The 12,930-nt window shown below is 63.9% G+C and carries 10 protein-coding genes and 1 pseudogene; 9 read left to right on the plus strand and 2 right to left on the minus strand.

Features of this window, described 5'->3' with window-relative positions:
• The first annotated feature begins 1 nt into the window (after position 1).
• The 4 genes from JOD78_RS12160 (at position 2) to JOD78_RS12175 (ending at position 4,537) form a co-directional block, all read left to right on the plus strand.
• Positions 2–1,057, plus strand: a complete 1,056-nt coding sequence (locus tag JOD78_RS12160; RefSeq protein WP_121044610.1) for a branched-chain amino acid ABC transporter permease — start codon at positions 2–4, stop codon at positions 1,055–1,057.
• 46 nt (positions 1,058–1,103) lie between these two features.
• Positions 1,104–2,420 (plus strand): ABC transporter substrate-binding protein, encoded by a 1,317-nt coding sequence (locus tag JOD78_RS12165; RefSeq protein WP_121044608.1) that lies wholly within the window; start codon positions 1,104–1,106, stop codon positions 2,418–2,420.
• A gap of 94 nt (positions 2,421–2,514) precedes the next feature.
• Positions 2,515–3,774, plus strand: a complete 1,260-nt coding sequence (locus JOD78_RS12170; protein ID WP_051057714.1) for an SfnB family sulfur acquisition oxidoreductase — start codon at positions 2,515–2,517, stop codon at positions 3,772–3,774.
• A 1-nt stretch (position 3,775) separates the two neighbouring features.
• Entirely contained in the window at positions 3,776–4,537 is a 762-nt protein-coding gene (locus tag JOD78_RS12175) for an ABC transporter ATP-binding protein (protein WP_121044605.1), read from the plus strand.
• A 16-nt stretch (positions 4,538–4,553) separates the two neighbouring features.
• Here the strand turns inward: JOD78_RS12175 and JOD78_RS12180 are convergent, their stop codons facing one another.
• The gene (locus JOD78_RS12180) at positions 4,554–5,468 is read right to left on the minus strand and encodes a LysR family transcriptional regulator (RefSeq protein WP_034341250.1); all 915 of its coding nucleotides are present in this window, start codon (positions 5,466–5,468) and stop codon (positions 4,554–4,556) included.
• Between the two features lie 249 nt (positions 5,469–5,717).
• On the opposite strand from JOD78_RS12180, the pseudogene JOD78_RS12185 reads away from it, so the two are divergent.
• The 5 genes and pseudogenes from JOD78_RS12185 to JOD78_RS12205 all read left to right on the plus strand — a co-directional run.
• Positions 5,718–6,599: pseudogene (locus JOD78_RS12185) on the plus strand (NAD(P)-dependent oxidoreductase); the annotation flags it as partial.
• Positions 6,600–6,613: 14 nt separating this feature from the next.
• On the plus strand, positions 6,614–8,128 hold the full coding sequence (locus tag JOD78_RS12190) for an aldehyde dehydrogenase family protein (RefSeq protein ID WP_121044598.1): 1,515 nt from the start codon (positions 6,614–6,616) through the stop codon (positions 8,126–8,128).
• Positions 8,129–8,215: 87 nt separating this feature from the next.
• Positions 8,216–9,550 (plus strand): DUF3100 domain-containing protein, encoded by a 1,335-nt coding sequence (locus JOD78_RS12195; RefSeq protein ID WP_121044595.1) that lies wholly within the window; start codon positions 8,216–8,218, stop codon positions 9,548–9,550.
• A 156-nt stretch (positions 9,551–9,706) separates the two neighbouring features.
• Complete coding sequence (locus JOD78_RS12200; protein WP_134137285.1) at positions 9,707–11,212, plus strand: DASS family sodium-coupled anion symporter; 1,506 nt, start codon at positions 9,707–9,709, stop codon at positions 11,210–11,212.
• A gap of 119 nt (positions 11,213–11,331) precedes the next feature.
• Positions 11,332–11,640, plus strand: coding sequence for a HigA family addiction module antitoxin (locus JOD78_RS12205; RefSeq protein ID WP_134137283.1), 309 nt, complete (start codon positions 11,332–11,334; stop codon positions 11,638–11,640).
• Positions 11,641–11,726: 86 nt separating this feature from the next.
• Here the strand turns inward: JOD78_RS12205 and adhP are convergent, their stop codons facing one another.
• The gene (adhP, locus tag JOD78_RS12210) at positions 11,727–12,752 is read right to left on the minus strand and encodes an alcohol dehydrogenase AdhP (RefSeq protein ID WP_121044585.1); all 1,026 of its coding nucleotides are present in this window, start codon (positions 12,750–12,752) and stop codon (positions 11,727–11,729) included.
• Positions 12,753–12,930: the final 178 nt, after the last annotated feature.

Consider the following 12,930-nt stretch of genomic DNA (forward strand, 5'->3'; position numbering starts at 1 on the left):
CATGACGACTTCTCTCGCTTCTTCGCCGCGCGTGCTGCCCCTGCGTGGCCTCTCGTGGCGGCGTGCCGCACCCTGGCTGCTGTTGCTGCTGGTGGCCTGGGTCATTCTTCCCTGGTTCGCCTCGCCCTATGTCATCGATGCCTTGCTGATTCCTTTCCTGGCACTCTCGCTGGCGGCGGTCGGACTCAATCTGCTGACTGGTTACGCGGGCCAGCTCTCGCTGGGCAGTTCGGCCTTCATGGCGGTGGGTGCCTTCGCTGCCTACAACCTCAACTTGCGCGTGGAGGGCCTGCCGCTGCTGGTCTCCATCGCGCTGGCCGGCGTGGCGGCGACCGCCATCGGTTTGGTGTTCGGCTTGCCCAGTCTGCGCCTGCGCGGTTTCTATCTGGCCGTCTCGACGCTGGCGGCGCAGTTCTTCGTGCAGTGGGTGCTGGTCAAGTTCAGCTGGTTCAGCAATGACAATCCGTCCGGCGTGATCGATGCGCCGCCGCTGGTGGTGGGCGGGCTGGCCTTCGATACGCCGGCGGGCCGCTACCTGTTCGCGCTGGCCATCGTCACGGTGCTGACCTTGCTGTGCTGGCGGCTGGTGCAGAGCCAGACCGGCCATCACTTCATCGCCGTGCGCGACAACGAACAGGCCGCCCGCGTGATCGGCGTGCCGGTGCTGCGCACCAAGCTGCTGGCCTTTGCCGTGTCGTCCTTCGTCATCGGCGTGGCCGGTGTGCTGTGGGGCTTCGTCTACCTGCGCACGGTGGAGCCGGCCGGCTTCAATCTGGATCGTTCGTTGCAGATTCTCTTCATCGTCATCATCGGCGGGCTGGCGACCATTCGCGGGGCCTTCCTGGGGGCGGCGCTGATCGTGGTGTTTCCGCTGCTGCTGTCGCGCCTGGGCAGCCTGCTGCTGGGGCAGTGGTTCGACTCCGGCGTGCTGGAAATGAGCCAGCGCATCGTGCTGGGGGCGCTGATCATCTTCTTCCTCATTGTCGAGCCACAGGGCCTGGCGGCCCTGTGGGAACGCGCACGGCGTCGCCTTCATGCGCGCCCGTCCTCGTCATAACTTTTTACCTTCACATCCACCCTCACCACGGAGAAGCTCTCTCACCATGCTGCACGCAAAATTATTAAAAACCTTCATTCTCTCCGCAGCCCTCCTGTCTGCAGGCCTGCAACATGCCCATGCCGATGAACAATTCTTCCCCCTGCAGAGTTACCGGGTGGGTCCGTATGCGGCTGGCGGGACCGGCTTCTTTGGCGGCTTCATCGATTACCTGAACCTGGTCAACCTGCGCGATGGCGGCGTGGGTGGCGTCAAGCTGACCTGGGAAGAAGGCGAGACCCAGTACGAAGTGGAGCGCGGCGTGGAAGTCTACGAGCGCCTCAAGCAGCGTCCCAACATCGCCACCTGGAATCCGCTCTCGGTCGGCATCGCCTATGCGCTGCTGGACCGCGTCACGGCCGACAAGGTACCGCTGCTGACCATCAACCACGGCCGCACCGATACCACCGATGGGCGCGTGTTCAAGTACATCTTCCCGCTGCTGCTCAACCCTTACAGCGAGACTTCGGGCATCGTCAACTACATCGCCAGCAAGGAAGGCGGCAGCGACAAGCTCAAGGGCAAGAAGATCGTGGTGCTGTATCACGGCTCGCCCTATGGCAAGGAGACCATCCCGATCTACAAGCTGCTGTCGGAAAAATATGGTTTCTCGCTGCAGCAGATCGAAGTGCCGCACCCCGGCAATGACCAGCAGGCGCAATGGCTGGCGGTCCGCCGCGCCAAGCCCGACTATGTGGTGCTGCGCGGCTGGGGCGTGATGAACCCGGTGGCGCTGAAGACGGCGCAGAAGTCGGGCTTCCCGGCGGATCACATCATCGGCAACGTCTGGTCCAATTCGGAGGAAGACGTGATCCCGGCCGGTGACGCTGCCAAGGGCTATGTGGCCATCACCACCGTGGCCGCAGGCGCGCAGTATCCGGTGCTGCAGGAAATCCAGAAGACCGTCTACGGCGCTGGCAAGGGCAACCTGCAGGATCCCAAGCGCATCGGCAGCGTCTATCACAATCTCGGCGTGCTCAACGGCATCCTCAACGTGGAAGCGATCCGCATCGCCCAGGCCAAATTCGGCAAGCGCACGCTCACCGGGGATGAAATCCGCTGGGGTCTGGAGAACCTCAATATCGACCAGGCCCGTACGGCTGCACTCGGTGCCAAGGGCCTGTTCCACTCCATCCACGTGACCTGGGACAACCACGAAGGCGATGGCCTGGTGGCCTTCCAGCAATGGGATGGCAAGCAGTGGAACGTGGTCTCCGACTGGATCGCCCCGGACTGGAAACTGCTGCGTCCCATCATCGAAAAGTCCGCCCTGGCCTATGCCAAGGAAAAGAACATCAAGGTGCGCAAGAGCATCGATGACTGAGGGCAGGGCGGTCCTGCGGTGATGCAGTGATGCGCTGATGCGGGACCACCTGCCGTCTTCTTCCACTTCCCCATTTTTTCTGAAAGGTCCGACCATGTCTGCCGTGCTCGCCCCCTCCACACAGTCTTATTCTCCCGCCAGCGGCCCGGTACCCGGCTTGCCGCGCGCGGCGCAACCGGCGCACGTGATCCGTGATGACGCCGAAGCCATCGCCGTCGCCCACACGCTGGCCAAGCGCCTGGCGCAAGGCGCTTCCGAACGCGACCAGCTGCGCCGCTGGCCGGTGGAAGAGATCGAGGCCTATTCGCAAAGCGGCCTGTGGGCCATCAACGTGCCGCGTGCCTTCGGCGGGGCCGAAGTCTCCTATGCCACGCTGGCCGAAGTGATCGCCATCATTTCCGCGGCCGACCCGTCGCTGGGCCAGATCACGCAGAATCACCTGGGCTTCGTGGCGGCGGTGCGCACCGTTTCCGATCCGGAACAGCAACAGCGTTTCTTTGCCGATTTCCTGCGCGGCGTGCGGTGGGGCAATGCCTTCTCCGAGTCGGGATCCAAGCGGGCTGCGGACTTCGAGACGCGCTTCGTCGATGCCGGTGACCACGTCATCGTAAGCGGCAAGAAGTTTTACTCCACCGGCGCGCTGCTGGCGCATTACGTGCCCATCGTCGCCAATGATGAAGAGAACCGCACCTGGTACGTGGTGGCCGAGCGCAATGCACCGGGCTTGACCGTCATCGACGACTGGTCAGCCTTCGGCCAGCGCACTACCCTGAGCGGCACCGTCATCATCGATCAGGTGAAAGTGCCGAAGACGCATCTGATCCCGGCCTACAAGGGCTACCTCGAACCCTCCGCCGACGGGGCCATCTTCCAGATCATCCAGGCTGCGGTGGACGTGGGCATTGCCCGCGCCGCGATTGCCGATACCCAGGACTTCGTGCGCACCAAGTCGCGCCCGTGGATCGACAGCCAGCGCGATCACGCCTGGGAAGATCCGTATTCCATCCAGGCCGTGGGCGACCTGCAGATCCGCCTGCATGCCAGCGAAGCGCTGCTGGAACGCGCGGGCCGCGCCATCGATGCGGCCGTCGCCGCTCCTGATGCCGAGAACGTGGCGCGTGCGCAGATCCTGACGGCGGAAGCCAAGGTGCTCTCCACCGAGATCGCCATCCACGCCACCAACAAGCTGTTCGAACTGGCGGGCACGCGTTCCACGCTGGGCCAGTACAACCTGGACCGTCATTGGCGCAATGCGCGCACGCACACGCTGCATGATCCGGTGCGCTGGAAATACGCCATCGTCGGCAATTACTACCTCAATGGCGTCAAGCCGCCTTTCCACGCATGGAGCTGAGATGAGTGCGCCGCTGTTGCAGATCGAGTCCATCGAGGTGCGTTATCAGGGCGCGCTGCTGGCCTTGCAGGATGTGAGCCTGGACGTACAGGCGGGCGAGATCCACGCCCTGCTGGGGGCCAATGGCGCGGGCAAGTCGACCACGCTCAAGGCGGTCTCCAATCTGCTGGCGGCGCAGCGCGGGCAGGTACGCGGCGGACGCATCCTGTTCGAGGGGCGGGAGGTGGCGCGCAGCAGTCCTGCCGACTTGGTGCGGCAGGGACTGGCGCAGGTGCTGGAAGGACGGCATTGTTTTTCGTCCCTCAGCGTGGAAGAGAATCTGCTGACCGGCTGGCCTGCGCACTTCACGCGGCGTGCCGTGCTGCGGGAGGCACTGGATCGCATCTATGCCTTCTTTCCGCTGCTGCATCAGCGTCGCCGCAGCCTGGCCGGGCTGTGCTCGGGCGGCGAGCAGCAGATGCTGGCCATCGGCCGCGCGCTGATCTCGCGGCCGCGGCTGCTGGTGCTGGATGAGCCCTCGATGGGGCTGGCACCGAAGGTGGTGGCGGACATCTTTGCGCAACTGAGCCGGCTCAACCGCGAGGAGGGCGTGGCCCTGCTGGTGGCCGAACAGAATTCGGCGGTGGCGCTGCAGTACGCGCATCGCGCCACGGTGCTGGAGCACGGGCACAGCGTGTTGAGCGGCGACGCCCGGGCGCTGCGGGAGCGCGCCGATATCCAGGCCTTCTATTTCGGCGAGGGCGATGTCGCGCAGGCCGCCTGACCTGCGTGAACAGGCCCTAATCCTGAAAGGCCTTCATGCGCGTACTCAGGTGCTGCAGCAGCCGGTTGGCGGCCGTCGACAATTGCCGTCCGGTGCGCGTGATGAGATGCGCCTCCGAGCGTGTCAGCAGCGTATTGCGCACCGGGATTGCGTACAGTTCACGCGCCGCCAGTTCGGTAGTGACCGCGAAGAGGGGCAAGAGCGTGAAGCCCAGCTCGGACTTCACGAAATGCTTGAGGATGGCAATCGAGTTGGTGGTGATGGTCGGCGTCAGGCGGGTCTTCTCGATCAGCGTGGCGGCTTCCACCAGTTGCCGCGTGCCATAGGCCAGATGCGTGAGCGCCATCGGATAGGCCGCCAGCTCGCGCAGCGTCACCGATTCCACCTTGCCCAGCAAGGGAAACTGCCGTCCCACGATGGCATACATGGGCTGGCGCGCCACCGCGCGGCTGACGATCTTGGCTTCCACCGGCGGATTGAAGACCAACCCGATTTCCGCCTCATCGGCCGCGACCGCACTGACGACTTCGTTGGTGCCTGCCAGATCCAGCACCAGTGAGATCTCCGGATACTTCTTGCAGAACTGCTTGATGGGTCCGCTCACCATGTCCGAGATGAATCCTTCCCCCATGATGATGTTGATCGATCCGCGCTTGAGTCCGCGGATCTCCTGCAGCTTGGCCAGCACGTCGGACTGGTGCGAACGCTGTTCGCGGTAATACTCCAGCAGCAGGGCCCCGGCCTCGGTCGGACTGACGCCGCGTTTGTGGCGTTCGATCAGCGGCACCGCCAGCTCCTGTTCCAGCAGGCTGATCTGGCGGCTCACCGCCGAAGGCGCGATGTCCAGCGCGTCGGCCGCAGCGCGCACGCTGCCGCTGCGTACTGCCTCGTGCAGATAGGCGATGCGGTGGTCGTTGAGGGTCTCGCCCATCGGATTCTCCGTGTTCTCGAAATTAGAACAATAAACATGATCTGTGCGGATTGATTGTAGTGATCAAAGCCGCCAAACTCAACGTCCATCAAAGGCAAGTTCGTGCAAAACACAGTGAACACCGTGCATCTTGTGGTGTATTTCGGTGATTTTGCTGCGATGCGCAAAATCGGTGCGAGCCGCGCATCACGCTGGCGCAAGCCTGCCTCGATTTGGTGAAGATGAGTTGATCGCAAGAGAACGCAGAGGACAAGGATGAAGAAAATCGGAGTGATTGGCCTGGGCAACATGGGCCGCGGGATGGCATTTTCCCTGCAGCGCGGGGGCTATGAGGTGACCGGCTATGACGCCCTCGCAGCGACCCGCACGGAGCTGGCGCAGCGGGGATTGCATTGCGTGGAGACGATTGCGGCTTTGGCTGCGGCGGTGGAACTGGTGGTGCTGTCGCTGCCGACCTCGGACATCGTGGAGCAGGTCGTGCTGGGCGAGGGCGGGCTGTTGCACAGTGGCAAGGCCGGACTGGTGATCGTCGATACCACTACCGCCGACCCCAACAGCACGCGCCGCCTGGCGGCCGAGTTGCAGGCAGCGGGGATGGAACTGGTCGATGCGCCGGTCAGCGGCGGCCCCAAGGGCGCGGCCACGGCCACCATGGGCATGGTCATCGGCGGCAGCGCCGAGATCGTGGCGCGCATCGAACCGGTGCTGGCCGTGATGAGCGCCAAGCGCGTGCACGTCGGTCCGGTGGGTGCCGGCCATGTGGCCAAGCTGCTCAACAACCTGGTCACCGGCACCCATCTGCTCATCGCCGGTGAGGCCGCGCGCATCGCTGCGGCTGCCGGACTGGATGCGCGCCAGATCTTCCAGGGGCTGGCCGCCGGCTCGGCCAACAGCAAGGTGATCGAGCATTTCTATCCGACCTGGATCTTCAATGAAGCCTTCGATTCCGGCTTCACCATGAAACTGATGCGCAAGGACCTGCGCCTGGCCATGAACCTGATCGAACAGACCGGGAGTGCCACGCCGCTGGCGCAGGAAGCCGGGCGGCTGTGGGCCAGGAGCGTGGAGCGCCTGGCTGATGCGGAAGATTTCAACCGCATCGTGACTTACATCGAACCTTCCCAACATTGATTGCCGGAGCACGCATGCAGCCCCATGACACAGACCAACTGATGCTGGCCTTCGGCCATTTCTTCCCCGCAGCCAAGGAAATCGGCTCCTGGATCAACGGCGAGCTGGTGGCCGGGCAGGGCGAGAGCATCCAGCTCTACAACCCGGCGACCGGCCGTCCTTCGCTGAGTTACCGCGATGGCGGTGCCGCTGCAGTGGAGGCCGCTGCAGCGGCCGCCCAGCTTGCGCAACGCCAGTGGTGGGCACTGAGCCATGCGGCCCGTGGCCGCGCGCTGTACGCGGTGGGCGCGGTCATCCGGGCCGAGGCCGAAGCCCTGGCGCGGCTGGAAGCGATCTCCTCCGGCAAGCCGATTCGCGACTGCCGTGCCGAGATGCAGAAGGTTGCCGAGATGTTCGAGTATTACGCCGGATGGGCCGACAAGTTCTATGGCGAAGTCATTCCGGTCCCCAGTTCGCACCTGAACTACACCCGCCGCGAACCTTACGGCACGGTGCTGCAGATGACGCCGTGGAATGCCCCGGCCTTTACCTGTGGCTGGCAGCTCGGTCCGGCGCTGGCCACCGGCAATGCGGTACTGCTCAAGCCCTCGGAGCTGACGCCGTTCTCGTCGCTGGCCATCGCGCGCCTCGGTGAGCAGGCCGGTCTGCCGGTCGGGCTGGTCAACGTGCTGGCCGGCCTCGGCCAGAGCATGGTGCCGCAGGCCATGGCGACCTGGTCGGTGAAGAAGGTGATCTTCGTCGGCTCGCCCGCCACCGGTGCGCTCATCGCCAAGGCCGCCGCCGAACGCGTGATGCCCTGCGTGCTGGAATTGGGCGGCAAGTCGGCCAACATCATCTTCGATGATGCCGACCTGCGCCTGGCCGCCTTCGGTGCGCAGGCGGCCATCTTCTCGGGGGCCGGACAGAGTTGCGTGGCGGGTTCGCGCCTGCTGGTCCAGCGCAAGGTGTATGAGCAGTTCGTCGAGACGGTTGCGGCCGGCGCGGAAAAGATCCGGCTCGGCGCACCGCTGGAGGACAGCACCGAAGTCGGGCCCATCAACAACCGCCGCCAGTACGAACACATCCAGCGCATGGTGGCCAGCGGACTGGAAGCAGGCGCGACCCTGGCCGCCGGTCATACGCGTTATGGCGATGAGGGCTATTTCGTGCGGCCGACCTTGCTGGCGCAGGCCAACAATGCAATGGAGGTGGCGCGCGCGGAGATCTTCGGTCCGGTGGCCGTGGCCATTCCTTTCGAGGATGAGGCCGAGGCCATCGCCATTGCCAACGACAGCGAATTCGGTCTGGCCGGTGCGGTGTGGACGCGCGACGTGGCACGTGCGCATCGGGTGGCTGCGGGCGTGAACGCCGGTACCTTCTGGGTCAACAGCTACAAGACCATCAACGTAGCCTCGCCCTTCGGCGGTTTCAATCGCAGCGGCTACGGGCGCTCCAGCGGCATGGAAGCGCTCTACGACTACACGCAGACCAAGAGCGTGTGGGTCGAGACCGCAGCCAATCCGGCCACGCCCTTCGGCTACGCCGGCTGACGATGGCAGCACCACACCGACCGATCCACCATCACAGAGGGCTGCCCGGCCGATGCCGGGCGGCCAACGTCACGAGGGAGAAGCAAGATGCAAGCAAGCTACGCAAGCCATGTCGCGCAACCACAGGGAGAGCGGACCCGCTTTCCCTTCCTGAAGCTGTACTTCTTCACGGCCATCGTGATGTTGCTGGCCGACTGGATCGGTTCGGTCACGCTCAATGTCGGTCCGGGCAAGGTGGTGTTGCTGCCGATGGTGTGGGCCATCATCATGGGCGGGTTGCTGGGCTTGCTGCACAAGTCCATGCCCGCGCCCTTGCGCCTGGATACGTCCCTGCAGTTTCGTGCCGCGTCGGTGCTGCAGCCGGCGCTGCTGCTGTTCATCGCCAAACTCGGTCTGATGGTCGGCAGTTCGCTGCCCAAGCTGGCCGCCGCCGGCTGGGCGCTGGCCTTCCAGGAGCTGGGCCACTTCGTCGGCACCATCCTGATCGGCCTGCCCCTGGCACTGCTGCTGGGCATCAAGCGCGAAGCCATCGGTGCGACCTTCTCGGTGGGGCGCGAACCCAGCCTGGCCATCATCGGCGAGCGCTATGGCATGGATTCTCCCGAGGGACGCGGCGTGCTGGCCGAGTATCTGACCGGCACCCTGTTCGGTGCCGTGTTCATCGCCATCCTGGCCGGTTTCCTGGCCAGCCTCAACATCTTCCATCCCTACGCGCTGGCCATGGGCGCAGGTGTCGGATCGGGCAGCATGATGGCCGCCGCCGCCGGCGCCGTGGCTGCCCAGCAGACCGCGGAAGTGGCCAAGGATGTCATGACCTTCGCCGCCGCCAGCAACCTGATCACCACCACGCTGGGGACTTACTTCACGCTGTTCATCTCGCTGCCGCTGGCGGTGTATGGCTATCGGATTCTGGAGCCCATCCTGGGCCGCACCACGCGTGCCTCGACCGAGCAGAGCCAGGTCACGGCCAGCGATCATGCCGAAGTTCCGGAACTGAGCGAACTGCAGAAGTGGGGAGCCTGGGGCGTGGCCGCAGTACTGACGCTGGTGAGCGACTGGATCCTGTATGGCAGCAAGCCCGTCGAGACCTTGCCGGGCATGCTGGTGATCGTGGCCGCAGTGGCCGTGGGCGACATGCTGTGCCGCCTGACCGGCCGCAAGGTGCCGGCGGTGTGCTGGGTCTCCATCGTGGCCATGGCGCTGACTTCGCCGCTCTGTCCGTGGGCCGCACAACTGGTGGCGCTGACCGGCAAGATCAATTTCCTGTCGGTGACACCGGTGATGCTGACCTTCGCCGGTCTGTCGCTGGCCAAGGATATCCCGGCGTTCCGCCGCCTGGGCTGGCGCATCGTGCTGGTGTCCTTCGCCGCCAACGCCGGTACCTTCATCGGTGCCACACTGGTGGCCGAGATCTTCCACTGAGGGACCATAAAACTGGCGCTTGGCTGGCCCAGATCAAAACATCGGCAATGAGCGCAACAGCGCACTCACCCGGCTGACTATACTTGGCACCAGGATGGCCGCACGGCAACAGGCTGTGCGGCCATCTTGCTTTTACAAGTCTTCCAGGATGATGCGATGTTCAATCAACTCAAAGCCACCTTCAAGTATTTCAACGATGCCGTCCCGTTCAAGCTGGGTCCGGCCCTGATCGCCACGGCGGTCCTGATCCTGCTGCTGCTCACACCCTGCCCGGCGGGGCTGGAGCCCAAGGCCTGGGCACTGGTGGCGATCTTCCTCACCACCATCGTGGCCATCATCCTGAAGGTCATGCCCATCGGCGTGATGGCGATGATGGCCATCGTCATCGTCTCGCTGTCGCAGGTCACCTCGACTTCCTCCAAAGGCGCGATTGCCGATGCGCTGGCGAGTTTTTCCAATCCGCTGATCTGGCTCATCGTGGTGGCCATCCTGATTTCGCGCGGCTTGAAGAAGACTGGTCTGGGTCGCCGTGTGGGGCTGATGTTCATTGCGCTGCTGGGCAAGCGCACGGTGGGCATCGGCTACGGGCTGGCCATCTGCGAACTGGTGCTGGCTCCTTTCACGCCCAGCAATACGGCGCGTGGCGGCGGCATTGTGCATCCCATCATGAAGTCGATTGCCAATGCCTTCGATTCCGATCCGGCCAAGGGCACGCAGAACAAGGTCGGCACCTATCTGGCGCTGGTCAACTATCACGCCAATCCGATCACCTCGGCCATGTTCCTCACCGCCACCGCGCCCAATCCGCTGGTGGTCAACTATGTGGCCAAGGCCACCGGCCATGCGCTGCAACTCTCATGGACCACCTGGGCGCTGTGCATGCTGCTGCCGGGCCTGGTGTGCCTGCTGATCATGCCGATGGTGATCTACCTGCTCTCGCCGCCGGAGCTGAAGTCCACGCCCAATGCGGTGGACTACGCCCGCAGCGAGCTGGACAAGATGGGTCGCCTCGGGGCCAGCGAGAAGGTGATGCTGGGGACCTTTGCGCTGTTGCTGCTGCTGTGGGCCAACGTCCCGGCCATGCTGCTGGGGGCGGCCTTCACGCTCGATCCCACGGTGGTGGCGTTCGTTGGATTGTTCGTGCTCATCATCACCGGCACGATTGACTGGGAGGACGTGCTCTCGGAAAAGAGCGCGTGGGATACGCTGGTGTGGTTCGGTGCCCTGGTGATGCTGGCCGAGCAGTTGAACAAGACCGGCGTGGTGGCCTGGTTCTCGGAAGGCATGAAGGCCGCCATCGTGGCCAGCGGCATGGGCTGGATCGCGGTGGCTGCAGTGCTGCTGCTGGTGTTCGTCCTGTCGCATTACTTCTTCGCCAGCACCACCGCGCACATCAGCGCGATGATGCTGGCCTTCCTCACTGTGGGCGCGCAATTGCTGCCGCCGCAGTACGTGGTCCCCTTCATGCTGATGATGACCGCGGGCTCGGGCGTGATGATGACGCTGACGCATTACGCTACCGGCACTTCGCCGATCATCTTTGGTAGCGGTTACGTGTCCATGGGCAAGTGGTGGGGCGTGGGTTTCGTGATGGCGGTGGTGGAATTGCTGGTGTTTGCGACGGTGGGGATGGTGTGGTGGAAGGTGTTGGGGTATTGGTAAGAGTGCGGTGAGATCGAAGCGAAGCCAGATTGTCATCAGTTGTTCGCGATGCTGCTTCGCTTCGTGATTCGGCTCGGGCAGAATGCTGCTCCCTTTGTTACTTCCGAGAGACAGGCATCATGCGAGAGATCAGGGCTGTATCGCCCGGCGAATTGCTCAAGATCGAATTTCTGAAGCCCTGCGGTATTACCCAATACCGCTTGGCCAAGGAAATCGGCGTATCGCAATTGCGCATCAGCGAGATCGTCAATGGCAAGCGTGCCGTAACACCCGATACCGATTTGCGGCTTGCACGCTTCTTCGGCCTCTCCGACGGATACTGGCTGCGCGCGCAAGTCACGTATGACACAGAAGTCGCGCGTGAAAAGATGCGTGATGTGCTCGCTGGTATCAAGCAGTGGCAACCCAAGGAGCCGAGCCGGGTTTGAGCAGGCAGCGGCTTCAACGAAAATGACGGCTTCCCGAGAAGCCGTCATTTTTTATTGCGTCAAAGTTCTGCGTACGCCGGGACTGCTTACTTCAAGTCCAGCACAATCCGCCCATCAATCTTGCCCTCTTCCATGCGCGCAAAGATGGCATTGATGTTGTCCAGCTTGTCCCAGGTAAAGTGCGCCGCCACCTTGCCTTCGGCCGCAAAGACCAGCGACTCTTCCAGATCCTGGCGCGTGCCGACGATGGAGCCGCGCACGGTGATGCGCTTCAACACCGTATTGAACACCGGCAGGCTGATGTCGCCCGGTGGCAGGCCCACCAGCGCCATGGTGCCGCGTGCACGCAGGAAACCGAACGCCTGTTCCATCGCCTTGGGCGACACCGCCGTTACCAGCGCACCATGCGCGCCACCGATGATGCGCTGGACTTCGGCCACCGCATTGTGGTCGCGGCCATCGACGGTCAGGTCGGCGCCCAGTTTTTTGGCCAGCGCCAGTTTGTCTTCGTGGATGTCGGCAGCGACTACGTGCATGCCCATGGCCTTGGCGTATTGCACGGCCATGTGGCCCAGGCCGCCGATGCCGGAGATCACCACCCACTCACCGGGGCGCACCTCGGTTTCCTTCAAGCCCTTGTAGACGGTCACGCCCGCGCACAGCACGGGGGCGGCCGGGCCGAAGTCCAGGCCAGCGGGCAGGTGGCCGACGAAGTTGGGATCGGCCAGGCCATATTCGGCAAAGCTGCCGTTGACCGAATAGCCGGTGTTCTGTTGTTCGGCGCACAGGGTTTCCCAGCCGGTGCGGCAGGGCGAGCAGCAGCCACAGGCCGTATGCAGCCAGGGCACGCCGACGCGGTCGCCTTCCTTGACGTGCTTCACGCCCGCGCCCAGTGCTGCGACGTAGCCCGTGCCTTCGTGGCCGGGAATGAACGGGGGTGTGGGTTTGACGGGCCAGTCGCCATGGGCCGCATGCAGGTCGGTATGGCAGACACCGCTGGCTTCGAACTTGACCAGGATCTGGCCCGGACCAGGCGTGGGGACGGGCACTTGTTCAATCGACAGGGGCTTGCCGAATTCGCGGACGACGGCCGCTTTCATCATTTGCGTCATATGCACTCCTCGGGGGGATCAACGGGATGCCAGGGCAGGACGCGGCCTTGTGCTGCAATGGCCAACTGTTGTTCCTGCCTGCAAGCGTCAATATCCTCCGCGTGCCGCACGACGACAATCGATGATTGCGCATGGATTGATCCATGTCGCCCATCGTTGAAAAACAAGGTGAGTGCAG

The organism is Herbaspirillum sp. 1130 (genome assembly GCF_017833835.1).
In the GTDB taxonomy this organism is placed as follows: Bacteria; Pseudomonadota; Gammaproteobacteria; order Burkholderiales; family Burkholderiaceae_D; genus Herbaspirillum; species Herbaspirillum huttiense.

Excerpts from the sequence above, each read along its gene's own strand:
- JOD78_RS12160 (WP_121044610.1), top strand. The coding sequence starts at position 2 with ATGACGACTTCTCTCGCTTCTTCGCCGCGCGTGCTGCCCCTGCGTGGC.
- JOD78_RS12165 (WP_121044608.1), top strand. The coding sequence starts at position 1,104 with ATGCTGCACGCAAAATTATTAAAAACCTTCATTCTCTCCGCAGCCCTC.
- JOD78_RS12170 (WP_051057714.1), top strand. The coding sequence starts at position 2,515 with ATGTCTGCCGTGCTCGCCCCCTCCACACAGTCTTATTCTCCCGCCAGC.
- JOD78_RS12175 (WP_121044605.1), top strand. The coding sequence starts at position 3,776 with ATGAGTGCGCCGCTGTTGCAGATCGAGTCCATCGAGGTGCGTTATCAG.
- JOD78_RS12180 (WP_034341250.1), bottom strand. The coding sequence starts at position 5,468 with ATGGGCGAGACCCTCAACGACCACCGCATCGCCTATCTGCACGAGGCA.
- JOD78_RS12190 (WP_121044598.1), top strand. The coding sequence starts at position 6,614 with ATGCAGCCCCATGACACAGACCAACTGATGCTGGCCTTCGGCCATTTC.
- JOD78_RS12195 (WP_121044595.1), top strand. The coding sequence starts at position 8,216 with ATGCAAGCAAGCTACGCAAGCCATGTCGCGCAACCACAGGGAGAGCGG.
- JOD78_RS12200 (WP_134137285.1), top strand. The coding sequence starts at position 9,707 with ATGTTCAATCAACTCAAAGCCACCTTCAAGTATTTCAACGATGCCGTC.
- JOD78_RS12205 (WP_134137283.1), top strand. The coding sequence starts at position 11,332 with ATGCGAGAGATCAGGGCTGTATCGCCCGGCGAATTGCTCAAGATCGAA.
- adhP (WP_121044585.1), bottom strand. The coding sequence starts at position 12,752 with ATGACGCAAATGATGAAAGCGGCCGTCGTCCGCGAATTCGGCAAGCCC.